This window comes from Escherichia sp. E4702, from assembly GCF_963883545.1.
GTDB lineage: Bacteria > Pseudomonadota > Gammaproteobacteria > Enterobacterales > Enterobacteriaceae > Escherichia.
In genome coordinates, this window is sequence record NZ_CAWORF010000040.1 from 1 (window position 1) to 23,202 (window position 23,202).

The 23,202-nt window shown below is 50.2% G+C and carries 24 protein-coding genes and 1 pseudogene; 11 read left to right on the forward strand and 14 right to left on the reverse strand.

Features of this window, described 5'->3' with window-relative positions:
• Nucleotides 1-192: 192 nt before the first annotated feature.
• The 5 genes from AACU94_RS24005 to AACU94_RS24025 form a co-directional block, all read right to left on the reverse strand.
• Nucleotides 193-930 (reverse strand): flagellar basal body rod protein FlgF, encoded by a 738-nt coding sequence (locus AACU94_RS24005; protein ID WP_000375449.1) that lies wholly within the window; start codon nucleotides 928-930, stop codon nucleotides 193-195.
• The gene (gene flgE, locus AACU94_RS24010; protein ID WP_135488391.1) at nucleotides 930-2,132 is read right to left on the reverse strand and encodes a flagellar hook protein FlgE; all 1,203 of its coding nucleotides are present in this window, start codon (nucleotides 2,130-2,132) and stop codon (nucleotides 930-932) included. The genes AACU94_RS24005 and flgE overlap by 1 nt, the downstream gene beginning before the upstream one ends.
• Nucleotides 2,133-2,275: 143 nt before the next feature.
• Nucleotides 2,276-3,052, reverse strand: a complete 777-nt coding sequence (locus AACU94_RS24015) for a flagellar hook capping FlgD N-terminal domain-containing protein (protein WP_135488392.1) — start codon at nucleotides 3,050-3,052, stop codon at nucleotides 2,276-2,278.
• Nucleotides 3,052-3,483 (reverse strand): flagellar basal body rod protein FlgC, encoded by a 432-nt coding sequence (gene flgC / locus AACU94_RS24020; RefSeq protein ID WP_000010949.1) that lies wholly within the window; start codon nucleotides 3,481-3,483, stop codon nucleotides 3,052-3,054. The genes AACU94_RS24015 and flgC overlap by 1 nt, the downstream gene beginning before the upstream one ends.
• Nucleotides 3,484-3,485: 2 nt before the next feature.
• The gene (locus tag AACU94_RS24025) at nucleotides 3,486-3,821 is read right to left on the reverse strand and encodes a flagellar basal body protein (protein ID WP_000512950.1); all 336 of its coding nucleotides are present in this window, start codon (nucleotides 3,819-3,821) and stop codon (nucleotides 3,486-3,488) included.
• A gap of 81 nt (nucleotides 3,822-3,902) precedes the next feature.
• On the opposite strand from AACU94_RS24025, the gene flgA reads away from it, so the two are divergent.
• Nucleotides 3,903-4,640 (forward strand): flagellar basal body P-ring formation chaperone FlgA, encoded by a 738-nt coding sequence (flgA, locus tag AACU94_RS24030; protein WP_135488393.1) that lies wholly within the window; start codon nucleotides 3,903-3,905, stop codon nucleotides 4,638-4,640.
• 189 nt (nucleotides 4,641-4,829) lie between these two features.
• Nucleotides 4,830-6,254 carry a DNA cytosine methyltransferase gene (locus AACU94_RS24035; RefSeq protein ID WP_135488394.1) on the forward strand — a complete coding sequence of 475 codons (1,425 nt, stop codon included), beginning with the start codon at nucleotides 4,830-4,832 and terminating at the stop codon, nucleotides 6,252-6,254.
• Nucleotides 6,255-6,341: 87 nt separating this feature from the next.
• Here AACU94_RS24035 and AACU94_RS24040 read toward each other — a convergent pair whose 3' ends face one another.
• Complete coding sequence (locus tag AACU94_RS24040) at nucleotides 6,342-7,547, reverse strand: type II restriction endonuclease (RefSeq protein ID WP_135488395.1); 1,206 nt, start codon at nucleotides 7,545-7,547, stop codon at nucleotides 6,342-6,344.
• A 172-nt stretch (nucleotides 7,548-7,719) separates the two neighbouring features.
• On the opposite strand from AACU94_RS24040, the gene flgM reads away from it, so the two are divergent.
• The 9 genes from flgM (at nucleotide 7,720) to AACU94_RS24085 (ending at nucleotide 15,380) form a co-directional block, all read left to right on the forward strand.
• Nucleotides 7,720-7,998, forward strand: coding sequence for a flagellar biosynthesis anti-sigma factor FlgM (flgM, locus tag AACU94_RS24045; RefSeq protein WP_135488396.1), 279 nt, complete (start codon nucleotides 7,720-7,722; stop codon nucleotides 7,996-7,998).
• 12 nt (nucleotides 7,999-8,010) lie between these two features.
• A complete protein-coding gene (gene flgN, locus AACU94_RS24050) occupies nucleotides 8,011-8,439 on the forward strand; it encodes a flagellar protein FlgN (protein WP_135486901.1) in 429 nt (142 codons plus the stop codon).
• 127 nt (nucleotides 8,440-8,566) lie between these two features.
• Complete coding sequence (locus AACU94_RS24055) at nucleotides 8,567-9,499, forward strand: lysine-N-methylase (protein WP_135488397.1); 933 nt, start codon at nucleotides 8,567-8,569, stop codon at nucleotides 9,497-9,499.
• 48 nt (nucleotides 9,500-9,547) lie between these two features.
• The gene (locus tag AACU94_RS24060) at nucleotides 9,548-11,986 is read left to right on the forward strand and encodes a glycosyltransferase (protein WP_135488398.1); all 2,439 of its coding nucleotides are present in this window, start codon (nucleotides 9,548-9,550) and stop codon (nucleotides 11,984-11,986) included.
• Between the two features lie 502 nt (nucleotides 11,987-12,488).
• On the forward strand, nucleotides 12,489-12,869 hold the full coding sequence (locus AACU94_RS24065; protein ID WP_240726381.1) for a hypothetical protein: 381 nt from the start codon (nucleotides 12,489-12,491) through the stop codon (nucleotides 12,867-12,869).
• A gap of 95 nt (nucleotides 12,870-12,964) precedes the next feature.
• On the forward strand, nucleotides 12,965-13,360 hold the full coding sequence (locus AACU94_RS24070; RefSeq protein ID WP_135488400.1) for a lysozyme inhibitor LprI family protein: 396 nt from the start codon (nucleotides 12,965-12,967) through the stop codon (nucleotides 13,358-13,360).
• A 25-nt stretch (nucleotides 13,361-13,385) separates the two neighbouring features.
• Nucleotides 13,386-13,859, forward strand: a complete 474-nt coding sequence (locus AACU94_RS24075) for an adhesin (RefSeq protein ID WP_105225084.1) — start codon at nucleotides 13,386-13,388, stop codon at nucleotides 13,857-13,859.
• 494 nt (nucleotides 13,860-14,353) lie between these two features.
• Nucleotides 14,354-14,629 (forward strand): hypothetical protein, encoded by a 276-nt coding sequence (locus tag AACU94_RS24080; protein ID WP_240726383.1) that lies wholly within the window; start codon nucleotides 14,354-14,356, stop codon nucleotides 14,627-14,629.
• A 115-nt stretch (nucleotides 14,630-14,744) separates the two neighbouring features.
• Nucleotides 14,745-15,380: a hypothetical protein gene (locus tag AACU94_RS24085; protein WP_240726385.1), complete on the forward strand. Its 636-nt coding sequence runs from the start codon at nucleotides 14,745-14,747 to the stop codon at nucleotides 15,378-15,380.
• Between the two features lie 805 nt (nucleotides 15,381-16,185).
• Here the strand turns inward: AACU94_RS24085 and AACU94_RS24090 are convergent.
• The 8 genes and pseudogenes from AACU94_RS24090 to AACU94_RS24125 all read right to left on the reverse strand — a co-directional run bounded on the left by AACU94_RS24090 (nucleotide 16,186) and on the right by AACU94_RS24125 (nucleotide 23,061).
• The gene (locus tag AACU94_RS24090; RefSeq protein WP_135488402.1) at nucleotides 16,186-16,587 is read right to left on the reverse strand and encodes an adenylyltransferase/cytidyltransferase family protein; all 402 of its coding nucleotides are present in this window, start codon (nucleotides 16,585-16,587) and stop codon (nucleotides 16,186-16,188) included.
• Nucleotides 16,588-16,589: 2 nt separating this feature from the next.
• Nucleotides 16,590-17,024, reverse strand: a complete 435-nt coding sequence (gene fliJ, locus AACU94_RS24095) for a flagellar export protein FliJ (protein ID WP_135488403.1) — start codon at nucleotides 17,022-17,024, stop codon at nucleotides 16,590-16,592.
• A 2-nt stretch (nucleotides 17,025-17,026) separates the two neighbouring features.
• Nucleotides 17,027-18,364 (reverse strand): flagellar protein export ATPase FliI, encoded by a 1,338-nt coding sequence (fliI, locus tag AACU94_RS24100; RefSeq protein ID WP_130218454.1) that lies wholly within the window; start codon nucleotides 18,362-18,364, stop codon nucleotides 17,027-17,029.
• Nucleotides 18,357-19,067, reverse strand: a pseudogene (fliH, locus tag AACU94_RS24105) (flagellar assembly protein FliH). Before fliH ends, fliI begins: the two are co-directional and overlap by 8 nt.
• A 3-nt stretch (nucleotides 19,068-19,070) precedes the next feature.
• The gene (locus tag AACU94_RS24110) at nucleotides 19,071-20,081 is read right to left on the reverse strand and encodes a flagellar motor switch protein FliG (protein WP_001293120.1); all 1,011 of its coding nucleotides are present in this window, start codon (nucleotides 20,079-20,081) and stop codon (nucleotides 19,071-19,073) included.
• A complete protein-coding gene (fliF, locus tag AACU94_RS24115) occupies nucleotides 20,059-21,714 on the reverse strand; it encodes a flagellar basal-body MS-ring/collar protein FliF (RefSeq protein WP_135488404.1) in 1,656 nt (551 codons plus the stop codon). The genes AACU94_RS24110 and fliF overlap by 23 nt, the downstream gene beginning before the upstream one ends.
• A gap of 4 nt (nucleotides 21,715-21,718) precedes the next feature.
• A complete protein-coding gene (locus AACU94_RS24120; RefSeq protein ID WP_000029088.1) occupies nucleotides 21,719-22,060 on the reverse strand; it encodes a flagellar hook-basal body complex protein FliE in 342 nt (113 codons plus the stop codon).
• 14 nt (nucleotides 22,061-22,074) lie between these two features.
• Nucleotides 22,075-23,061 (reverse strand): sigma-54 interaction domain-containing protein, encoded by a 987-nt coding sequence (locus AACU94_RS24125; RefSeq protein ID WP_135488405.1) that lies wholly within the window; start codon nucleotides 23,059-23,061, stop codon nucleotides 22,075-22,077.
• Nucleotides 23,062-23,202: the final 141 nt, after the last annotated feature.

Sequence of the window (23,202 nt, forward strand, 5' to 3'; positions counted from 1 at the left end):
GTAGGCCTGATAAGACGCAAAGCGTCGCATCAGGCACCGCCGCATAACTGCCGGATGCGGCGTAAACGCCTTATCCGGCCTACGATTTGGGCACAGGCTTGTAGGCCTGATAAGACGCAAAGCGTCGCATCAGGCGCCACCGCATAGCTGCCGGATGCGGCGTGAACGCCTTATCCGGCCTACGATGTGCGATTACGAGCCGCGCAATAAGCGGTTGCCCGCGTCGCTGATATCTTCGGCGGTTTTCATCATTTTGATCTGCGCTTCGAACTGGCGGTTCATAGCGATGGACGACATCATTTCGCTAACCGCCGAGACGTTGCTGCCTTCGAGAAAACCGCCGCTGACTTTGATATTTTCATCGCGCTGAGCCGGAACGCCGTCTGCCGTTATCAGCATCCCTTCACCGTTTTTCGCCAGGTTAGCCACCGGAATATCCACCAGCTTCAGGCGGTCGATATCCATCGTCGCGGTCACGTCGCCGTCATCAGGCGTCACCGAGAGCGTGCCGTCGCTGCCAAACGAAGCAATGGCGTTCGGCGGCAGAATGATCGGTCCGTTATCCCCCAGCACCAGATTGCCGTCGATAGTCAGTTGCCCCTGGTCGTCCTGCTGAATGTTGCCGTTGCGGGTATACACTTCGTTGCCGTTTTTATCCTGCACCGCAATGTAACCCGCGCCCTGAATCGCCACGTCCAGCGGGCGTTCGGTTTTCTCCGCAACACCTGTGCTGTCGTTCACGCCGCTGGCCCCTTCCTGCGCCATATAGCGCGTGTCGAAGCCGCCGCCTTTCACCTTGTCGTTGGTCGCCATTGCCATATCGGCGCGAAAACCGTTGGTGTTGACGTTCGCCAGGTTGTTGGCGCTAATCTGCTGCTCGTACAGGGTCTGAGAAGCACCGCTCAACGCGGTATAAATCAAGCGGTCCATTACATTGCCTGGAACAGCGCGTCATCGAGCTGCGTGCTGGTGGCGATAACTTTGGTGTTGGCCTGATAGTTACGCTGGGCGGTCATCAGGTTGACCAGTTCGCTGGTGATATCGACGTTAGAGCTTTCGAGCACGCCCGACGATAGCGTGCCGCAGGTGCCGGAGCCGGGAACGCCAATCAGCGGGGTGCCGGATTCGCCGGTTTGTACCCACGCGGTGCCGCTCACCGCTTCGAGGCCGTTTTCATTCGGGAAGGTCGCCAGCACCACCTGCCCCTGCAACATGCGTTCGCCGTTGCTGTAGGTGGCGTAAACTTTGCCATCGTCATCAACCTGCACACCGTTCTGAGTCGCGGAGGCGTAGCCGTTGGCGGCGTTGGTGGTGACAGAAAATTCAGAGCCGTATTGCGTACAGGTGGAGTAATCAACGGTTAAGTCGATGGGCGCGGCGGCGTCGGTCTGAAACTCAATGGTCTGCGGCGAGGTTGGCGAGGTCAGCTTCCCGGTGTTCGGGTCGAAGGTTAAGGTGGTCGCCGGAACACCAGTCTGCTGCTGACCGTCGAAGGTGTACTGCACTTCCCAGGTGTTATCGCTGGTTTTGCTGAAGTACTGGCATACCGAGTGTTCGTTGCCTAATGAGTCATACACCGTGGTGGTGTAGCTGTCGGTATAGGAGCTGCTGTTGGTCGCGTCGAACGGTACGGTTGTACGGTCTATAGCCGCGTCGCTGGCATCGAAGTTGGCGGTAAAAGTCAGGCTGCTGCTGGCCTGCGCCGGGATATTGCCGGTTTTGATCTGGATATCTGTGACTGTACCGGTTTGCAGGGTGCCGCTGTCATCGACCGGATAGCCCTGCAAATAAGCGCCCGAGGCGTTGACGATATAGCCGTTTTTGTCGGTTTCAAACGATCCGGCGCGGGTATAAGAAATGTTGCCCGCACTGTCGCAGGTAACAAAAAAGCCGTCGTCGTTAATCGCCAGATCCAGCGCGTTGCCGGTGGAGACCAGCGAACCGCCGCGTGAAATACTTTGCGCCGTACCCGCTACGCTGACGCCCATCGCCTGGCTTCCGGCATACATGGCTGAAAACTGGGTAGTCATCGACTTATAGCCCACCGTTCCGGCGTTGGCGATGTTGTTACTGATCCCGTCCAGCTGTTCGTTAACGGCATTCAGCCCCGTCGCGGCAATTTCATAACTCATTGTGTCTTCCTGTTAATTCAAATTTTGACAGCGTGCCCGTTGTTTTGCCGGATGCGGCGTGAACACCTTATCCGGCCTACAAAACCATGCAGATTCATGTAGGCCTGATAAGCGAAGCGCATCAGGCAATTTGGCACCGGACATCACGCCACATCACTGTCGGCATCGGGTACGCCAAATTGGCTAATCATGGTGAACGGCACTTCGCCGACGCCTGCAACGTTGAGCAGCGGAGAGCTGCCGTCGAGCGGGATGCGCACATCTTCCACTTCGCCGGAGACTTCAATCGGCACCTCTTCTTCCCCGGTGTTGGTGACCACCGAAACGTCGTAATCGCCAGGCGGGATGCCGTAATCAGCCGGATTAATCGAGAAATCAACCTGGCCTGGTCCAACGGACGAACTCCCTTGCGGGATCAGCGACACCGTGTAGTCATCGCCTGCGGCATCGGTAAAGTGGAGATCGGCGGTGGTACAGGCGTCGTCAAGCGTGGCGCGACCGTTAATGGTCTGGTCGCTCACCTGCAAAGCGGTGGTCTGCACCATAATGTCGTCGCCCACCAGATTGCCGAGCGCCATCACCTGAATGTTGCTCATCAGCACCGCGTTGGTGTTGGCCTGCACGCTCATCTCTTCCATCATCGCCACCTGCGCCATCGACGAAAGCTGGTCGATATATTCGGTGGCGTCGGTCGGGTCGGTCGGGTCCTGGTTTTGGATCTCAGCGACAAACAGCGTCAGAAAGGTATCAACGGGTGACGAATCCGTGGACGTTGTCGTACTGCTGGTATCGGTGGTAGCTGCACTATCGCCCACATTACTGCTTTGCGTGGTCGCCCCTACATTGTTTTGCGCCACCGCACTACTTCCCACAGAGGAAGAGTGCGCCTGTGATTGTGCATTCAGCGCCAGGGTATTCATCAGGCTTCTCCCAGTTTCAGCAAACTTTGCTGCATACTTTTCACGTTGTTGAGCACATCGACGTTGGTTTCGAAATCGCGCGAGGCCGACATCATGTCTGCCATCTGTTCCACCACATTGACGTCGGGATACCAGACATCCCCGTTAGCATCCGCCAGCGGCGAATGCGGTTCATAGCGTTTCACCGCCCCGCCGGTTTGCAGCACGTCCTGCACCTGCACGCTGGCGCCGTCAATGGCATGACGATGTGTACCCGCCAGCAAACTGTGGTGATACACCGCGGCAAACACCGGGCTGCGCGCTTTATACGCCTGCGCCTCGCTGCTGGCGGGCGCATTGGCATTCGCCAGGTTACTGGCAACGGTATTCAGGCGTAGCGTTTGCGCCGTCATCGCCGAGCCGGAAATCTGATAGATATCAGTAAATGACATGCTTATTTCCCTTCAATGGCCTCTCTGATGCCGCTGATTTGCAGATTCAGAAAGGTCAGACTGCTTTGATAATCCATACTATTTTGTGAAAACCGCGCCTGTTCGCTGTTCAGTTCCACGGTGTTGCCATCTTCCGACGGCTGCATCGGTACGCGGTACTGGACATCCACCGCCGCGTTATTTGCCCGTTGCATCTCCCTGGCAAAATCAATATCTTTAGCCTTGAAATTTGGCGTATCGACGTTCGCCAGATTCGCAGTCAGTAGCTCGGTCCTCTCAAGACGTAACTTCACTGCCTGCGGATGCACTCCCAATGCTTGTTGAAAACTGATCCCCATTTCCTGCGTCACTCCTGCTTCAATCCGCATACGCTAAGCAATCGCCGTGCCATTTTTTAAGTGACTGATGAGAAAGGGTTTATGAGTTTTCAATTTTGCAGGCGGAAGTTTTATTTCCTCCTGGCGCTGGCCTTACCGGGCTACGCCGCCGTCCATCCCGTGCAGCACAGCGCGCGGGAACAAGTCAACGCCCAGGTGCTGAACGCCGCCAGCCAACAGATTGAATCGCTGGCGCAACAGCGGCAGTGGCATGACTATCGCTACACCTTTAAGGTCTATATTCCGTCGCAGATTGCGACCGCCGCACCCTGTACTAAAACACCCGGCGTCACGCTGACTTCGCCCGCAGAAATCGCCCTCAACCGGATGAACTTCACCGTCAGTTGCCCGCAAAGCTGGCAGATGAACGTGGCGGTGCGCCCGGATGTTCTGGTGCCGGTGGTGATGGCAAAGTCAGTGGTTGCCCGCGACACGCCGCTCACGGCGAATGATGTGGAGTTGAAGCCCTACAACGTCAGCGCCCAGCGCCGCGATGTGTTGATGGAGCTCGATGACGCGATTGGTTTCAGCAGTAAACACGCCCTGCAACCCGGCAGGCCAATCACCAAAGAAGAACTGGGGTCTCCGGTGCTGGTCGGGCGCGACCAGCCGGTGATGATTGTTTACCAGAGTGCGGGGATCACCGCCTCGATGCCCGGCGTGGCGCTGAAAAATGGTCGCAAAGGCGAGATGGTGAAAGTACGTAACGCCAGCAGCCAGCGGGTCATCAGCGCGAGGGTGGCAGAAAGTGGCGTAGTGACAACGGTAAGCGCGGAGTAATTTGCTGCAATACCGCGTAGCATATGTATGACTAGCTCCCAATATTCTGACTTTCTGACAAATTTCACTGTGTATTTTGGATAATTATTGAGCACTTAATCACTACTGTTTAAATATCCAGATGATAACTATTTTATCTGGGTCAAATGAGTGATATTGTATCACCAATAAGACCTACGGGGGGGTGCTATGTCTGAATTTGAATTGCTCGTGAAAGATCTTCTTTTAAAATCAGAAGAAGACGAGAAAAAGCGACAAGAAAAAGATCGAGAATTAATTTTAAAGGTTCTTGAAATCTATGATCAAAAATATGTTGCAGAACTCCTACGAAAAGTAGGAAAAAATGAATGGAGCAGAGAAACACTTAACCGTTGGATAAATGGTAAGTGTAACCCTAAACAATTAACTTCTGCTGAGGAAACTTTACTTCGAAAGATGCTTCCAGAACCTCCCGAATATCATCCTAACTATACGTTTCGTTTTATTGATTTATTCGCAGGGATTGGTGGTATTCGTAAAGGCTTCGAAAATATTGGTGGGCAATGTGTTTTTACTAGCGAATGGAATAAAGAAGCGGTAAGAACCTACAAAGCTAATTGGTTTAATGATGAACTAAATCATAAATTTAATCTTGATATACGAGAAGTCACTTTAAGTGATAGAGATGATGTTTCCGAAGTGGAAGCCTATAATCATATAGACAAAAATATTCCAGATCATGATGTCCTTCTGGCCGGTTTTCCATGTCAACCCTTTAGTCTGGCTGGGGTAAGCAAGAAAAATTCTCTGGGGCGTGCACATGGTTTTGAATGTGAGGCACAAGGAACACTATTTTTTGATGTCGCTCGAATTATTAAATCAAAAAAACCAGCTATTTTTGTGCTTGAGAATGTGAAGAACCTTAAAAGTCATGATAAAGGTAAGACTTTTAAAATCATCATGGAAACACTCAATGAATTAGGGTATGAAGTTGCCGATGCTGGTGTTACTGGCTCAGATGATCCTAAAATTATAGATGGAAAACATTTTTTACCCCAACATCGTGAGCGTATAGTGTTGGTAGGATTTCGTAGGGATCTGAATATTCACAAGGATTTCACGTTACGAAATATTAACCGTTTTTACCCTCAAAACAGGCCAACATTTGGTGAATTATTAGATCATGATGTTGACGACAAATATATTTTGACTCCAAGGTTATGGGAATATCTTTACAATTATGCAAAAAAACATGCAGCAAAAGGAAATGGGTTTGGTTTTGGTTTAGTGGATCCTAAAAATCCAGACAGTATCGCACGAACGCTGTCTGCTCGTTACCATAAAGATGGCTCTGAAATACTGATCGATCGTGGCTGGGATAAGGCTGTCGGTGAAATCGATTTTAGTAATCCAGCGAATCAAGAGAATCGACCAAGAAGACTGACACCTCACGAATGTGCCAGGTTAATGGGTTTTGAAAAACCAGGGGGAAGACCTTTTAGAATACCTGTATCAGATACTCAAGCTTATAGACAATTTGGGAACTCAGTTGTTGTGCCAGTATTTGAAGCTGTAGCAAGATTACTAGAACCGTATATACAAAAAGCTGTCAGCATGCAAGTTATTAACGATTAATAATAATTAACTTTCACTATTGTGAGGCCTTTTTTATTAAAGGCCTCTAAATATATAATCATAAGTTATTATAAGTATACTTTTATATTATACAAAATCTTCATACAGCGTTATTAACTGTGTGATAAAACTCTCTAACGTTAATAATCCCTCCCTGATTTCCTCTGGATATTTTTTATGAAGAGGGGAAGGTACAACCAAGGTGACACCTTCAGCTCTCATTTCGTTAAATTGAGCAACTGAGACACCCTCTTGCAAGGTAAACAAATATATTTTGTTGATTTTATTTGCTTCATTGAGTGCCTGACGCCACCGATCCTTACATGTTGTTTTTACAGCAAGCATATGGAGTTTTTCTCTTGGAAAGTGATCATCATGGTAAGCTGCCGCTGATGGAAAAAGAAAATCGGGTTTCTTTTTTCCTTCAGTAATACATTGAGTAGCAAAATGATGCAGTCCATGCTCAATAAAAATTTGCTCAAGATGTAGCTCCAGTGATTTCCCGGCTCGAGATTTTCTTCTATTACTAACAGAGTTAGCCATAGCTATAAAATCATCTACAGAACCAAACCCTTGACGGATGATGTCCAGTACATGAATTTCTTCAACCATTAGAAAGAGATCATATTCAATACGGCGGCGTTCTAAAAGTTGGTCATCTGGACTGGTTACGCCTGTTGGGTAGTAACCCGCAGCATATTGAATAATCTCTAAGCCAGAAGGAAAGCTATGTTTCCAGCTTTCCGGAATAACATATTCCTTTTGAGAGATTTTTGGCCTTGATGCGAGTACACCAAGTATTTCACTGGCAGGCCCAAACATTAAAGTTCCAGGAATGATCTCCCCAACAGCTGATTCCAGTACATCCTCTTCTTCTGGGCTTACACAAACCCATACATCAACACTTTTGCTGTCTCTCCCTGGCTCATGTTCAAACGCAAGCACAGACAAAGCACCTGTATTTTCCGGATCCTGTAGGGGACTGCCAGCCCCCCACCGAGTGATACGTTTTTCATTTCTTGTTTGCCCGAAATACTTATTATTGTAGTAAATAGCGCGAACCTCACTATCTACACATTCATGAGAGGAATAAGTTGCGCGCAATAAAACCGAAGGATTTTTTTCTGACGTATGATCTATAGATGGGAAAAGTTCAGCAACGATACCGGAAGGAATATATATCCCTACCTGATGCCCTCCTGTTGCACCAGTGTCGTTTGCTGAAAGACGTTTAATATAGAGATAGTTGTTACCACCGACCTTATCAAGCAGCCAATCTTGTAATCCTGACATAAGACATCCTTATTTTTGCATAGTATCCGATTCAGATTTTTCCACATATCCATCAGAACGACCAGAACCAACATATCTGAACAAAAAGTAAATATGCGATAACGATTAAAGTTTTGCCGCCTGTTAACCGCTTTACCGGAGTAACACACCTTCAAACAGAGACGAGGTTGCGATGAAAATCACCCCGACTATGCCAGGCAATCGCCCGACAGCCACAACGGCAGGCTCCAGCCAGCCGCGTAAAAGCACGGCGGCCACCACCACGACGCTGAGCGCCGACGACATTACTCAGGCGGGATTACAGTCCGCCCAACAAACGCTGAACGACCAGCAAGAGAGCGATATCAACAGCGACAACGTGGCGAAAATGCAGGCGATGCTGGCCTCCGGCAGCCTGCAAGTGGACACCGAACAGCTAGCCAGCGACATGCTGAGCTTTTTCCAGAACTAAGAGGCCGATGAAGTGAGTATCCGGTTACAACAGGTGAAGGCGTTGCTGCAGGGAATTCGTGACGACGACGTGCTGTATGATTCCCTGCGCGAACGTCTCCAGCGCCAGCGGATCTGCATGATTCGCCGCGCCAGCGAGGAGCTGCTGGCAGTAAACGAGGAGATAACCCATCACTATGAGCAGTTGCATGGACATAGCCATCAACGGCACAGCCTGCTGAAAATGCTCAACGTTAGCGTAAATCGTGACGGTCTGGCGCAGGTTTTCGCCTGGCTTCCGGCAGTCCAAAAAGCGGCAGCACAACAGTTGTGGCAACGCCTTGAGCAAAAGGCGGAACGATGCAAAGCCTACAACGATAAAAACGGCGAGCTGTTGATTCGCCAGTATGAATTTATTCAGTCATTTTTAGGCAGCGAAGCAGATTTTCTCTATCAGGAATAACGACAATTCCTTCCTCCATCGCGGAAACGGATTTTCCGCCTGATTCTCAATCCTTTGTTTTTGATTACAAAAATTCCCGGCACGCTTATTGCACATTCCGCGAAGTAATAAAGACTGGAAGCCACCTATGAGTTTTATTGAATGTTACGAACCGGAATTTGTACGCAATTTTTTGGCGCAGCACCCCGGTTCGCCTTTATACGTCCGTAAGGTCTGGAAGAATGAGATTCGTCAGAGCCTGATGCTGACAGAGCCAGAAAGCTGCGAAGCGGTGCTCAACGATGCCAGGGCCTTTGATTTACAGCTCACCTACCGCCCTGTGGAAGAAAATACCGCGGAACTCTCCGCGCGCGATGTGATAGTAAACCAGGTGATTTTGAGCACCCTTACGCTACCCGGTTTAACACCAGAGCTTTCACTGTATGCCGTCGGTATCCTGCTCTCCCGCGCCAGTAAAATGCCAGGCAGGGATGGCGATACTCTTGCCCGACTGACAACGCTGCCACAGGCGCTGGCCGATCATGCGAAAAAAGGCACGCTGCAGGCACAGTTCGCCCAGCTCCCGCCCGTGCCTCAGTTGGCACGGCAGCTGGTGACGCTGCTCGGAAGTTTTGCATTTGACTGGTCGATTCTGCCGGAAAGCCCGCGCAAAGCCTCACTGCCGTTGCAGGTTACCTTACTGACGCTGCATGACGCCAACAGCGAAGCTTTGTTGCAACAGCAGCTTCAGGCGCAGTGGCAAACCACCTGGCAACAGCATTTTGCCGCCGCACCGTGGATGATGCGCAACTGGCTAATTTACCGGGTTTACCACGATGTAATTGGCCAGGCTGACGGGGCGGATTATTTCCTGCTGGTATGTGATTTTTATCTCATCCGCACGTTAATCAGTTTGTGGACGCTGGATGATTCACCGCTACGACAGGAGGATATTTTCGCCCTCTTCGCGGTGTTTGAACGCTGGCGAGAGAGTGAAAATGCGCTGCTGATTCGCCAACAAATTCAGGCTGAATGTTGTGCAGAGCCGCTGCTTTATGCGTTTTCGCTGCTACCTTGCTAACGCTTTCAGGCCGGTTTTTCCCGGCCTTATCTACTTCGTAAACATATCATGCAAACCGTCATCAAAACACTCGCCACCCACCGCGAAAAACCGTTCGTCAGCGTCGTCACGCCAACCTGGAACCGCGGTGCATTCCTGCCGTACCTGCTTTACATGTACCGCTATCAGGATTACCCGGCAGACCGCCGAGAACTGGTCATCCTCGACGACTCGCCGCAAAGCCATCAGCACATCATCGACCGTTTGACCGATGGCACGCCGGAAGCCTTTAACATCCGCTACATCCATCATCCGGAAAAACTGCCGCTGGGCAAAAAACGTAACATGCTCAACGAACTGGCGTGCGGCGAATACATCCTCTGCATGGATGACGACGACTACTACCCGGCAGATAAAATCTCCTGGACTATCGCCATGATGCAAAAACACCGGGCGCTCATCTCCGGCTCCGACCAGATCCCCATCTGGTACAGCCATATCAACCGTATCTTTCAAAGCCGCAGCTTTGGCCCGCATAACATCCTCAACGGCACCTTTTGCTATCACCGTAACTACCTGAAAAAGCACCGTTACGACGATGATTGCAATTTAGGCGAAGAGAAAAGTTTCACCGACAATTTCAGCGTTAACCCGCTACAACTGCCCGGCGAGCGCACCATTCTGTGTATCTCGCACAGCCACAACACCTTTGATAAAGACTTTATTCTTGGGGCCAGCACGCCTGTAAACGCGGCGCTTGCGGATATCGTCCGCGATCCGCTGCTGCGCAATGCTTATCTGAGTCTGCATAACGCCACTCATCACCAGGCGATCAATCATCAGGCGATCGATCAGATCGTTCTGCTGAATCTGGATAAACGCCCGGATCGCTTACAGCAGATCCGTGAAGAACTGGCACTGCTGCATGTTCCGCCTGAAAAGATCACCCGCCTTGCCGCCAGTGAAGATGAAAACGGTCAACGGGGTCGCCGCCTGTCGCACTTGCAGGCGCTGCGCCTGGCGCAACAGCACGGCTGGCAAAACTATCTGCTGCTGGAAGATGACGCGGTCACTCTCAAGCAGGAGAAACATATTCAGGTGCTGAACACGCTGCTGGCGAGCCTGGCGAAAATTCCCTGGCAGGTGATGATCCTTGGCGGCGAAATTTCGCAGGGAACGATGCTAAAAAGTTTGCCGGGGTTGGTGCACGCGCGGGACTGCCGCAAGGTATGCGCTTATCTGGTGAACAGCCGCTACTACCCGCAACTGGCGCAGCAGATGAGCAACGATGAGCACTCGCTGGAAGCCTGCTGGCAGCCGCTGCTACGCGCCGACAAATGGCTGGCCTGTTACCCGAGCCTTTGTTATCAGCGACCGGGCTTTAGTGATACCGAGAAAAAAACGACTGATAACATTAGTCACTATTTCAACAAATTACCCGTAGCCACCAAGCCATCTGCGTTACCCATCGCCGACACCATCGGCTTTTTTATGGAAACCTCCTTCCACTACGCGCTCTACCGCCCAATCATCACCGCCCTGCAGGCGCAGGGGCAGAGCTGCACGCTGGTGATCAACGACCGCGTGTTTAAACCGTTTCTTGATGAAATGCTGGCGACGCTAAAAAACATCGACGATCCGCAGCTCAAAGGAATGCGCTTATCTGAAATGCAGGCACACAGTCAGAGGGTAAAATGCCTGGTCAGCCCCTACCACACGCCCGCGCTCAATGGCCTGGCGGCGGTGAACATCCGCGCTATGTACGGCTTAGCCAAAGAGACGTGGAACCACGCCGACTGGAACCGTTTTTATCAGCGCATTTTGTGTTATAGCCACTACAGTCAGCAGGCGCTGGAACATTTCGGCAGTGCGAAAGTGGTCGGCAACCCGCGCTTCGACGCCTGGCATAACGGCACGTTCGATCGTTCATTGCCGGAAAATATCCAACCCGATTCCCGTAAACCCACGGTGCTCTACGCCCCTACGTTTGGCACATTAAGCTCCCTGCCCCACTGGGCAGAAAAATTGGGGCGCTTAAGCGATGATGCGAATCTGATTTGCAAACTGCACCACGGCACCTGCTCGCGCCCGGAAGAAGCTGCATCGCTGGCCCTGGCGCGCAGGCATTTAAAACAGCGCACCGACTCCGCCCGTCACACGCTGGCGCTGCTGGCAAAGGCCGATTACGTGCTGACCGATAACAGCGGGTTTATTTTCGATGCTATCCACGTTGATAAGCGGGTGATCCTGCTCGACTTTCCGGGCATGAATGAACTGCTCGACGGCGAGAAAAGCTACTCCACGCCCGAAAGCGCCGACCAACGGATTCGCGAAATATTGCCGGTGGCTCATGATGTTGCGGAACTGCGTTACTTATTGTCAGAGGCGTTTGACTGGGGCGCGGTGCAGGCGAAGCTTACGGAAATTCGTCATCACTATTGCGATGCGTTTATGGATGGCAAAGCGGGAGAACGGGCGGCGATGGTGATTGTGGAAACGTTGGGGTAAACCGCGCAAGTACCTGATGCGCTTCGCTTATCAGGCCTACGCGCCATTGCAATATAGTGAATTCGTAGCAATTTGTAGGCCGGATAAGGCGTTTACGCCGCATCCGGCACGAACAGCGCACTTATCTACCCTCTGATTTCAAACACATCGCTTTATGACTGGTGAATCGGTAAAAGTTGCACATTTTGGAGCCTGGGGGAGTTGTCTTTATGAATTCCGAAAAGCGCCCTTCTTCCTTCTATAACTGTTCTTTTTTACCTGTATTGGCAGCAACATACCTCACCCACGAAGTGGTGGTAGCAATTCGTGGGTACAGGCCCGCGTAATAGGAAACGGGAGGGCGGTAGCATTTCTGATATGACATTCCTCAATTTTGCTGAACTATTGGCTATCCTGGACCGCAAAAATCTGGTCATAAGATATGATTTTTTAAGGGGATACGGAGTAAAGGTGTGGAAAACTAATTAATAGGTTTGTCTTAATGCTTCAGAAGATTGGGTACATGGAAGAAGATAATATTATAGAGAAAAAACCATGGCATGGGATCCCACCTGAATACACGGATAGATGGAGGGAAATTTATAATAACGTTGATCCAGGAGAAGGGATGCATTTATCAGATGCTTGCCCAGTATGTGGTGATACGGAATTATATCGCTATTATTCTCTGGTAAAAACGCAACCACGCTTATTAGGAGGGATTATGTATAAAGGACCTGGAAGTTATTGGGAATGGTGTGGGTCTTGTCGTTCCTATGAACATATGTCAGGCTATGTGCCAATATCGTGGGTTGTGGAGTTATCAGGAATAGATCATTCAAAATTAACGGCCATTCCAGATATGATTGATATTGCAAGACGTAAAAATCGATACTTCTCTTAAATATTATCTGGCTACGGTTCTTCAAAATTCTACTTTGGTAGCTAGTTCAGGCTTCTCCTGTCAACAAATACAAAATCATTCAAGAAAATTCACACATGAATCATACAAAAATAGTGCCATCTCTCTTTGTATTCATTCCTTTCGTACTACATGCAAGCGATCCATGCTCCGACATACAATTATCTTCACAAGTTTTTCTCTGTTCTAAAGTGACATTTGAACACAGTGATAGTGAGCTGAATAATACTTACAAAAATCTTTTATCCATGATTCGTAAGGAATACAGTGCACAGCCAGATTTAGGTGTTGAGTATATTGAAAAAATAAAATCATCCCAAAGAGCATGGCTAAAATTTCGAGACAAAAATTGTGTAGCCTATTCATTCCAGAACGATGAAAAATCTCAAGCGTATGAGACGGCAATGTATTCTTGTAAAAATGACATGACACGTAAAAGAATTGAAGGGCTTAAAAGCATACTTACACAATAATGAATATATCCACAGGAACATTATCATGAGAAAAATAATATTTATACTCACACTAGTATCTAACTGCGTTACTGTTTGTGCAGCAACCGAATCAAACTGGCTTTCATCAGACTATGTTGTCATGACCAGTTTTCACGTTGAAGAAGTCACCAATCTAGCACATCCTGTTTGTACGTTGAATCTGGAAAGCAATAAGGATAAAGATAGTTATAACTATGTTGAAGGTGGAATTTGTCCCGCAGGCAAACCTACAGGAAAAGAAACCTGCGCGTACTCTGCGATCATCGAATTAAATCATAAGATTATTATCGCAAAGCAAGTATCATCAGGTAAAGATACGGCTATCTTTAAGAACAAAGATGTAACTATCATCACAAGAAAAATGTCAATTAACTCAGAAACCATAGATGATGAAGGCGAAGATGTTAAATACAGCATTACCATCAAGACAAAAGGCAATGAAAATACAATGAATATGTTTGGGTACTGTGGTATTTAAAATAGGTGAGAATACATAGCCAGACATTTATTATTGACAATCAAGATTTACCTCTATATCACGGAATTCTATATAACGTAATTTTTCCACTACATAATTCGTATTATATGTTCAATAACTGAAAGCAACTCTTGTCAATTAATAACTATTTTTGCATAGCTTATACGACAGAAAATTACTGGCGTCAGTCCGTTCGGGTTGCGGGCTTTCGTTATCTTACCCTGACTCTACTTTCAACATGATTAATAAATTCTTTTAGAGATAAAGTAAGTGAGATTAACTTTTATAATATTTTTTGTTTTTTTATCGAAAATAGTTATGGTAGTGACCATCTTAAGATTATCTCTTTCAATGAAGTTACGTTTGAAGTCCCTGTTAATTGGTTCATTACTAAAAGCAAAGATTGTTTATCTATTAGCAAAGAATATGGAAATACAACTACATATATTAAAGTATGTGAATCCATATCACGTACGGGAAGCGACTTTTTCACAGTGAACAATGAAGGGCGATGGGAGGCGGCAAGCGAAGGCATTCCCGTATTAGCTGACATAAATGTTACGCCAGAATTTGTTGGCATGAGCGCAATTGTTTCATGCCGGATCAATGATGATTCTGGATATCATGTAGATCAATGTTTTCAGGCAGAGATAGCTTTACCAGAAAATCATTTTATTATTTTTACTGGCACAGGAAATTCAACCTTATTTATGATTTACAAGAATATATATGCATCACTTAAAGTAAAAGAACACGTTCTGAGGAGATAGCCCCTTATGATGGGATGACTCTCTTATTCATCTTTTTCAGCTTGCATAGAAAAACAAAAATACTGCTTCCGAAACACTTCTGATAATTCATTTATTTTATTGCGTTAGTAAAAACATGAACAAAACATCACTCGCATTACTGTCTCTTATTCTTTTTATTACTACTACCAGTACAATTGCTCAGAACAAAGCACTAACGCTACCATTAGATTCTACAAAAATAACACCATTTGCGATTTATTATAAAAACATCACCAACGGAATTACAGAACTCTCCTTATCTGAAAACCAAAAATCCCAAACAACACCTTTCAATCAGCAAGAAATCACCATCCCTGTCAAAGGCGATAATTTCCTCTCTCCCTGGATTGCTAAAGATACTCGTTTTTACGAATTGGGTCAGTTCGAAGATAAAGATAATATCTTCAAACTTATTATGTATAACACGATCGGTGAAAGTGACACCCCATTACTCAATGTCCAACTGAATAGCTATGACAGGAAAGGATGCCTTTTAGATTCCCTGTTGCTTAGCACCTTCTTTGGCTACGAAGATATCATCCGTTTTTCACATTTTAAAATTAACCAGGACTATACGATCGCGATAGATAACTATGTTATCCATCCTGACGAACCTGGTGAGTATGGGATGACTCTACATAAGAAGAACTCCAAACCTGAACTGTATCTGCAAGAAAACTATAAAATAGAGGAAGGACAATTCAAGCTAATATCGAAAAAAACAAACTAAGTTAAAGTGCTGCTGTCTATGATTTTAAAATCGCACTCATTTTAAACTCTATAATAATGAGATTTTAGTTTATGTCATCATTTAAACCATTAATGAAATTTGATTAATCTCATCAACAAATAAAACGCCATGAAATATATTAAAATCACATGCTTATTACTGCTTTGTTCTTACTTGTTATATTCATTGTTTATATTCTCATTCATGGCACTAAATGGAGAACATATCTCATGGAAACTCTTAGTAATGTCAATAGAATCCTTGAGCATATTTCTATTCATTGGCGTTATTTTTTATAGTTGGCACGCGGTAATCTTCTTTGTTTTTTGCTATTATTTCACAAATTTTAATAGGGTTATATTATTTATCACTTGCTATTTATACTCATTGGTTGCAGGAACATATGCATGCATATCAAATGGTGCCTAACTCCCTTTCAATCACTTATTATTATGAATATGCAATTAAATTAAAAAATGTTTTTCAATCCACCATTTTTACCACAATAAATAAAATCTCGCAGAAAAAGAAACTATGGACATCATTCTAATTAACTTTTGGCTTGTCATATCTATTAATCTATTGACTTTGGTGATTCTTTTTTATAAAAACATCAAACTTTCATTAATTTACTTACTGACCTTTGTCATATCATATTTTTTATTTTATTATGTGACATTACATTTCTTCCCGAATGCCACAATCACCTTGTACTTTTATATCATTTATTATATATGCCTTATTTTCATACCGTTGTTTATTTCATGCACCATTTATCGGTTTAAGAGACAAAAAATAAAGCATTTTAAATAATTAAACTCCCCCTAATCACCTCAATAATCCCCGTCGTCGATACCGACGGCGTGCGGGGAAAATACACCACCTCACAAATATACGCGAAGCTATCAAACTTCCCGGCCCAGTCATCACCCATCACCAAAATATCCGCACTGTACCCCCGCAAATACTCTGCTTTCTGCTCCAGCGATTCCTCCAGAAATACACCATCCACGCACGCCAGCCCGGCGATAATCGCCATGCGGTCATCCTGATGGTAAACCGGCGCCCTGCCCTTTTTGGCGATATTTAAGGCGTCGGATGATACGCCGACCAGCAGCCTTTCGCCCAGCGTGCGGGCGCGTTGTAAAAGGCGCAGATGACCGACATGGAACACATCAAAGGTGCCGAAGGTGATGACCGTTTTCATGGCTACTCCGCTAATTTATGCCGCAGCCAGCACTGCACGGCGATGTCGTCCACCGCTTTTTGCGCTTTCGCGGTGGCGCTTTCTTGTTGCTCGCGGCGTTTGTCGTCCAGCGTCAGGGCCACCACTTTCTCTTCGCATGCCGCCGCCGTGAGGTTTTTCTGCATTCGCGTGGCTTTGATGTTAGCCAGCGTTTTTTCCTGCTCCTGCCAGTCAATGACCTTGCGCAAAGTGCCTTTGTAGCCGCTGACGTTTTTCAGCGATTCCACCGACGCCGCCGCGCCCGCAGACGTTTTTTCGACAAGGTAGCCTAATGCTTTGATATTGTTGTCATAGCCCGCGCAAATCTGTTTTTGCTTTGCCAGCTCAACGGTTTTGTCTTTGACCGATTTATCCCGCAGGCGCTGCAATTGCGCCAGGGTGTCAATGATTTGTCGCATAGTTACTGTTCTGCCTTTTTGGCACCAGGAAAGAGAATTTGCAGGCGGCTTTGCACCAGTTCGAGGGAGGCGGGTTCGCGCATCTCCTGGCGCAAAAATCGCTCGATAGCCGGGAACATTTTCACCGCTTTGTCGACGCTGGCGTCCGCGCCTGCCACGTAGCCGCCGAGCGGGATCAGCGGTTTGATCTCCATATAGGCGGCGTAGTTTTGCTTTAACGCGCGGGCGGATTGCTGATGTTCCGGGCGGGTGACCTGGTTCATGCAGCGGCTGATCGACTGGCCGATATCAATGGCCGGATAATGCCCCGCTTCTGCCAGTTTGCGGGTTAATACGATATGCCCGTCCAGCACAGCACGGGCGCAGTCAACGATCGGATCTTGCTGGTCGTCGCCTTCCGCCAGCACGGTGTAGATGGCGGTCATCGATCCTGCGCTTTCGCTGTTGCCTGCGCTCTCGACCAGTTTGGGGATCATGCCGAATGCCGATGGCGGATAGCCTTTGGTGGCGGGCGGTTCGCCAAGTGAGAGGGCGATTTCCCGCTGCGCCATCGCGTAGCGGGTCAGGGAATCCACCAGCAGTAAAACGTGATGCCCGCGGTCGCGAAACCAGGCGGCGATGGAGTGGCACAGTTCGGTGGCTTTCAGGCGCATCAGCGGCGATTCATCGGCGGGCGCGACAACGACGATAGACTTTGCCAGCCCGTCCTCGCCCAGTGAATGGTCGATAAACTCTTTCACTTCGCGCCCGCGTTCGCCAATCAGCCCAACCACCACGATGTCGGCTTTGGTCTGGCGGGTGATCATCCCCAGCAGCACGCTTTTCCCGACGCCGCTGCCCGCCATTAGCCCGACGCGCTGGCCTTTGCCGATGGTCAGCAGGCCGTTGATCGCTTTCACGCCCACGTCTAACGGTTCGTCCACCGAACGGCGGGTTAAGGGGTTGACCGAGGGCGGCAGCGGCGGCAGAAGGTCGTTGCCGTTCAGGCGGCCTTTGCCATCCAGCGGCTCGCCGAGGCCATTCACCACGCGGCCTAACCAGCTTTCGCCAATCAGGATGTCGTGGGCTTTTTCTTCCGGGAAGACGCGCGCGCCCGCCATCAGGCCGACCGGCTGTTTAAAGGGCATTAAGTAGGTGATGTCGCGATTAAAGCCCACGGCCTGCGCGTCGATCAGCGTGTGATTGGCGCTTTCGATGCGGCACAGCTGCCCGGTCATTAGCGGGCAGCCGACGCTCTCCAGCAGGATGCCGTTAAGGCGCACCAGCCGCCCGGCGACGCGGGCCAGCGGGATCGACTCCAGCGAGCGCAGCGCGTTATCGAAAGCGGAAAAATCACTCACCCTGCGACTCCGGCGTGAGTGTTTCTTTCAGTGCAGTCATGCACTGTTCAAGGCGGTGCTCGCAGCCGATATCCAGTTCTGATTTATCGGTAATCACCCGGCATTCCCCCGGCGGCAAATCCGGCGAAGGCGTCAGCCCCCATTCGCTGACCTTTTCCGGCACCGCGTCGCGCAAGCGGTTAAATTCTTCCGTACTCAGCATCACTTGCAGGGTTTCCGGCATCGCCGGGAAGGCCGCCAGCGCCTCTTCCACCAGCGCCAGTAACTGCGTCGGTTGCAGCGCCAGTTCGCAGCGGATCACCTGCCGCGTCACCTTTTCCACCAGTTGCAGCAAATCTTCCCGCTGTTTACGTTCGATATGGGCGAGAAAGTCGTTCACTTTACCGGTGATGGCTTCCAGCGGCTGCGCCGCCTCAACAAACTGTTTGCGCCCTTCCTGCTGCCCGGCGAGGCTGCCTTCGGTGTAGCCCTGGCGTCGCCCCTCGGCAAAACCTTGCTGATGACCTTCGCTAAAGCCCTGCTCCTGGCCTTCGGTCATTCCCTAAGCAAACCCTTTTTGCAGCCCTTCCTGAAAACCGTCCATCAACTGGCGTTGGTAATCGGCGGCGCTAATGCTGGCGGTGAGCGGTTCTCCGGTCACCGCACGCTGGCGGGGCGGGAAACGGTGCAGGCGATAGCGCCCGCGCAGTGTTTCAATGGTCATGGGTTACTCCGCCGTCTGTTCCGCAAAGAGCTGTAACTGAATTTCGCCCGCCTCTTCCAGTTCACGGGCAATGCCCATGATTTCTCGGCGGATCTGTTCGATACGGCTGACCGGCACCGGCCCCAGACGCGCGGTGATCGCTTCCAGTTGTTGCACCTGACGTTTTGGCATTACCGCGTAAATGGAGCGGCGCAGCAGGGCTTCGGTGCCTTTGAGCGCCACCGCCCAGTCTTCCATCGGCACTTCGTCGAGCAGGCGTCGGCGCACTTCTTCGTTCTGGCGGCTGAGGATAAAGAAGTCGTACATCTCATCCTGGAGCTGCTCCAGCACGTCTTCGTCGCGCTCGCGCATTTGGTCGAGGATCACCTGCTGGTTGCCCTGGAAGCGGTTGACGATATCCGCCGCCTGTTTGATGCCTTTCACCTTCGAGCCGTGCTCCGAAAGCACCGACAGGCCGCGTTCGATCAGCCTGTCCAGTTCATCCACCACGTCGCGGTTGACGTCGTTGAGTTTTGCCACCCGGTAGAGAATTTCGTTTTGCACCGATTCATTGAGATACGAGAGCACCGCCGCCGAGATTTCCGGCGTCAGAAACGCGAGGAATACCGCCTGCAATTGCAGATGTTCTTCGGAGATCAGCATCGCCAGCTGGCGTGGTTCCACCCATTGCAGGCGCGCCATCCGCGAGCGGATCTCATCGCCGTAGATGCCGTTGATCACGCTGCTGGCGATCTCGGTGCCGAGCGCTTTGTTAAGAATGCCCTGCAACATGGATCGCGATGCGCCGTTGATCCCGCTCTGTTCGCGGAACTCATCAAAGAAGTTATTGATCACTTTGCGCGCCATGCTGGTTTTGACGCCGGAAAGCCGCGCCATGTTTTCGCTCAGGCGCACCACTTCTTCGCGGCTGAGTTTTTGCATCACCGTCGCCGCCGCTTCTTCGCCCAGACACAGCAGCAGGATCGCCGCCTGTTCCAGGTAGCTGTTGCTCTTATTTATTGTCAATTCGCTCATTGCTGGTAATCCATTGTCTGAGAACTTCGGCTACGCGATCGGTGTCGCTCATGGCCAGTTTTTGCAGGAACTCGAGTTTCACTTCGAGGCCGGAACTCTGGGACGGCAAGCTGTCATCACCGGGTAGCGACGGCAGGTCGACGTTTTTACGTTCATCTTCCGGCGTGGCGATCCACGGTTCGCTGACGGCTTCCGGTTCTGGTGTGATAACCGGCGCACGTACCGCCGTCAGTCGTTTCATCAACGGGCGCACCACGAAGAACAGCAGCAACAGCGCCAGCAGGCCGCAGCCAATCAGCCGCACCCAGGCCAGCACGCTGTCATCTTTCCACAGCGGGATCACCGGTTCGACCGGGGCCACCTGCGGCACAAAGTTGAGCAGCGATAAGGTGAGATTGTCGCCGCGCTGGGCGTCGATACCGGCGGCATTGTTCAGTAGCGCGGTCAGTTGCGTGGTCTGCTCCGGCTTCCAGTTTTTCAGCGCCGGGGCGTTTTGATTGAGCACCACCGCCACGTTAAGGCGTTTCACCGCAAAGCCGGGATGCTGAATATGCTGGACGCTGCGGTCGTAAGAGTAATCGCGCTTGCTTTCGCTGTGTTTTGAAAGCGCTTCCGGCGAGCGGTTTTCGTCGGCGGGCGTCGCACCGTTGGTGATCTGATTAGGCGCAACGGGCGGGCGGTTGCTGAGCGAACCGGGTACACCCATCGCCACCTGATTGGTGTCGCTGTCCAGCACGCTCTCTTCGCGGTTGATTTTCGGCGCGTCGCCGTAGTGTTCCTGGGTTTCTTCGATGGTGCTGAGATCGAGATCCGGCATTACGCTGACGCGGTAATTCCCGCTGCCGACCAGCGAATCCAGCACGTTCGCCACGCTGGCGCGGGTTTTGTCCTGGATGTCTTTAAGGATCTGATCGCGTTTACGGGTAGCGGCAGAAACCGCCTCGCCTGCGCCGATGCCGTCGGTCAGCAGATTTCCCGCCTGATCGACGACGCTGACTTTGCTGGCGTGCAGCCCCGGAATACTGCCGGAAACCAGATGCACGATGGCGTTCACCTGGTCCATGTTCAGCTTCGCGCCATAGTGCAGGCGCACCACTACCGAGGCGCTGTTTTGCGGCACATCGCTGACCACAAACGAGCTTTCTTCGTTGAGCGCCAGATGCACCCGCGCGCTCTCCACCGCGTCCAGCGACATGATACTCTGCGCCAGCTCCCCTTCGAGGCTGCGTTTGTAGCGCACGTTCTGCACGAACTGGCTGCTGCCGAGCACTTCGTCTTTGTCCATCAGCTCGTAGCCGCTGGGCAATATCGCCTGCACGCCTTTCGCGGCGAGAGTCATGCGCGTTTTCGACAGTTCATCTTCCGGCACCAGTATCTGCCCGCTTTGCGGGTCGATGCGATAGGTGAGCTTTTCGCCGTCCAGCACCGTGACAATCTGCGACACGGGCAGATTTTCCTGGCGTCCGTAGAGCGAGACGTAGCCGCGATTGCCGGTCCACAGCACGCTAACGATAATCGCCGTCGCCGCCACGGCAAGCCCCACTCCCGCCATCAACGCCCAGCGTTTGTTATCTGCGAGACGCAGTCGAAACGCCGGAAACGCCTGGGTCAACTTTTTGATCAGTTCATTCATAGTGTTAGATCGACATACTCATCAGGTCGTTAAACCCGGTGGCGATTTTGTTGCGCACCTGCACCAGCGCGGAGAAAGAGAGCGACGCCTGCTGGCTGGCGATCATCGCACCTGCCAGGTCATCACTTTTGCCCGTGTCGACAGCCGTTTGCTGCTGCTCCGCCACCTGCTGGAACTGGTCTACGTGACCGAGCGCGCCGGACATAATGCGGTTAAACGAAACGTCCGGGTCGGTGGAACTGAAGGTCATGGCAGGCAGCACCGGAGCCTGGGCGTTGGCCTGCATCCGCTGCACGTCCTGCATGATTTGCGCCTGCATGGTGCTGTTGATTGTGGTAATGCTCATTTTTAACTTCCGGGTCAGGAGAAAACTTCGATACCTTGCTTGCGCATGGAGGCCAGTCGATAGCGCAGTGCGCGCGGGGTAATGCCTAACAGGTCGGCAATTTTGCTGCGGTTGCCCTGATATTTACGCATCAGGTCGGCGATATATTGATACTGCGCGCTTCGTCCGTGCTGGCCTAAATCGCTGGTTTCGACAATGTGTACGGCGGGCTGTACAGGCCATTGCAGTTCGCTGCGGTCGGCAACGTCAGTTTCCGGCAGGCCTAAGGCATCCGGGAAAATTACGCCGTCGCGGTTCAAGATCATTCCCCGCTGAATGGCGTTCTCCAGCTGGCGCACGTTGCCGGGCCAGCGGTAATTCAGCAGCGCACGGCGGGTAGATTCTGAAAGGGTGATATTTTTCACCAGCACCGTGGCGTATTTTTTAATAAATGACTCTGCCAGCGGAATAATATCGTTCAGACGTTCACGCAGCGGTGGCATGGTAATAGGAATAACCGCCAAACGATAATAGAGATCTTCACGAAAACGCCCTTCGGCGACTTCCTGCTCAAGGTTTTTATTGGTGCAGGCAATCAGGCGAAAATTGAGTTTAATTTGTCGGTTGCTGCCTAATCGCTCAACCTGTTGCTCCTGCAATACGCGTAATATTTTGGCCTGTAACGCCAGCGGCATATCGCCAATTTCATCGAGCAATAAGGTGCCGTTATTTGCCAGTTCCATTTTTCCTGGCACACTGGCAATTGCGCCGGTAAATGCGCCTTTGTCGTAGCCAAATAGCGTGGCTTCCAGCATATTTTCCGGAATCGCCGCGCAGTTCACGCCGATATAGGGCGCATTATCATTTTCACCAAAGGCTACGGTGTGAATATATTTCGCCACGCACTCTTTGCCCGCACCGGTTTCGCCCTGAATGAGCACCGGCACGTTAAATGCGGCGACACGCTTTGCCAGAGTAAAAGCGTTAATGCTGGAAGCGGCAGTTGCAATAAGTTCAGACATAGGGTGAACGATATCAGTAGCGACAGAAAACAGGATGTTCTGAAGCGTATCACCAGCGGGATTAACAAGTTTGAATTAAACGATAATAAAAATATTATTTGTTTATAAACAACGAGTTACCCATGTAGGCCGGATAAGGCG

Excerpts from the sequence above, each read along its gene's own strand:
- AACU94_RS24065 (WP_240726381.1), top strand. The coding sequence starts at position 12,489 with ATGGAAGAAGATAATATTATAGAGAAAAAACCATGGCATGGGATCCCA.
- AACU94_RS24025 (WP_000512950.1), bottom strand. The coding sequence starts at position 3,821 with ATGGGGATCAGTTTTCAACAAGCATTGGGAGTGCATCCGCAGGCAGTG.
- AACU94_RS24110 (WP_001293120.1), bottom strand. The coding sequence starts at position 20,081 with ATGAGCGAATTGACAATAAATAAGAGCAACAGCTACCTGGAACAGGCG.
- fliJ (WP_135488403.1), bottom strand. The coding sequence starts at position 17,024 with ATGCGACAAATCATTGACACCCTGGCGCAATTGCAGCGCCTGCGGGAT.
- AACU94_RS24070 (WP_135488400.1), top strand. The coding sequence starts at position 12,965 with ATGAATCATACAAAAATAGTGCCATCTCTCTTTGTATTCATTCCTTTC.
- fliF (WP_135488404.1), bottom strand. The coding sequence starts at position 21,714 with ATGAATGAACTGATCAAAAAGTTGACCCAGGCGTTTCCGGCGTTTCGA.
- AACU94_RS24015 (WP_135488392.1), bottom strand. The coding sequence starts at position 3,052 with ATGAATACCCTGGCGCTGAATGCACAATCACAGGCGCACTCTTCCTCT.
- AACU94_RS24125 (WP_135488405.1), bottom strand. The coding sequence starts at position 23,061 with ATGTCTGAACTTATTGCAACTGCCGCTTCCAGCATTAACGCTTTTACT.
- flgM (WP_135488396.1), top strand. The coding sequence starts at position 7,720 with ATGAAAATCACCCCGACTATGCCAGGCAATCGCCCGACAGCCACAACG.
- flgC (WP_000010949.1), bottom strand. The coding sequence starts at position 3,483 with ATGTCATTTACTGATATCTATCAGATTTCCGGCTCGGCGATGACGGCG.
- AACU94_RS24060 (WP_135488398.1), top strand. The coding sequence starts at position 9,548 with ATGCAAACCGTCATCAAAACACTCGCCACCCACCGCGAAAAACCGTTC.
- AACU94_RS24005 (WP_000375449.1), bottom strand. The coding sequence starts at position 930 with ATGGACCGCTTGATTTATACCGCGTTGAGCGGTGCTTCTCAGACCCTG.
- AACU94_RS24120 (WP_000029088.1), bottom strand. The coding sequence starts at position 22,060 with ATGAGCATTACCACAATCAACAGCACCATGCAGGCGCAAATCATGCAG.
- flgE (WP_135488391.1), bottom strand. The coding sequence starts at position 2,132 with ATGAGTTATGAAATTGCCGCGACGGGGCTGAATGCCGTTAACGAACAG.
- AACU94_RS24035 (WP_135488394.1), top strand. The coding sequence starts at position 4,830 with ATGTCTGAATTTGAATTGCTCGTGAAAGATCTTCTTTTAAAATCAGAA.
- flgA (WP_135488393.1), top strand. The coding sequence starts at position 3,903 with ATGAGTTTTCAATTTTGCAGGCGGAAGTTTTATTTCCTCCTGGCGCTG.
- AACU94_RS24040 (WP_135488395.1), bottom strand. The coding sequence starts at position 7,547 with ATGTCAGGATTACAAGATTGGCTGCTTGATAAGGTCGGTGGTAACAAC.
- AACU94_RS24090 (WP_135488402.1), bottom strand. The coding sequence starts at position 16,587 with ATGAAAACGGTCATCACCTTCGGCACCTTTGATGTGTTCCATGTCGGT.
- AACU94_RS24075 (WP_105225084.1), top strand. The coding sequence starts at position 13,386 with ATGAGAAAAATAATATTTATACTCACACTAGTATCTAACTGCGTTACT.
- AACU94_RS24085 (WP_240726385.1), top strand. The coding sequence starts at position 14,745 with ATGAACAAAACATCACTCGCATTACTGTCTCTTATTCTTTTTATTACT.
- AACU94_RS24055 (WP_135488397.1), top strand. The coding sequence starts at position 8,567 with ATGAGTTTTATTGAATGTTACGAACCGGAATTTGTACGCAATTTTTTG.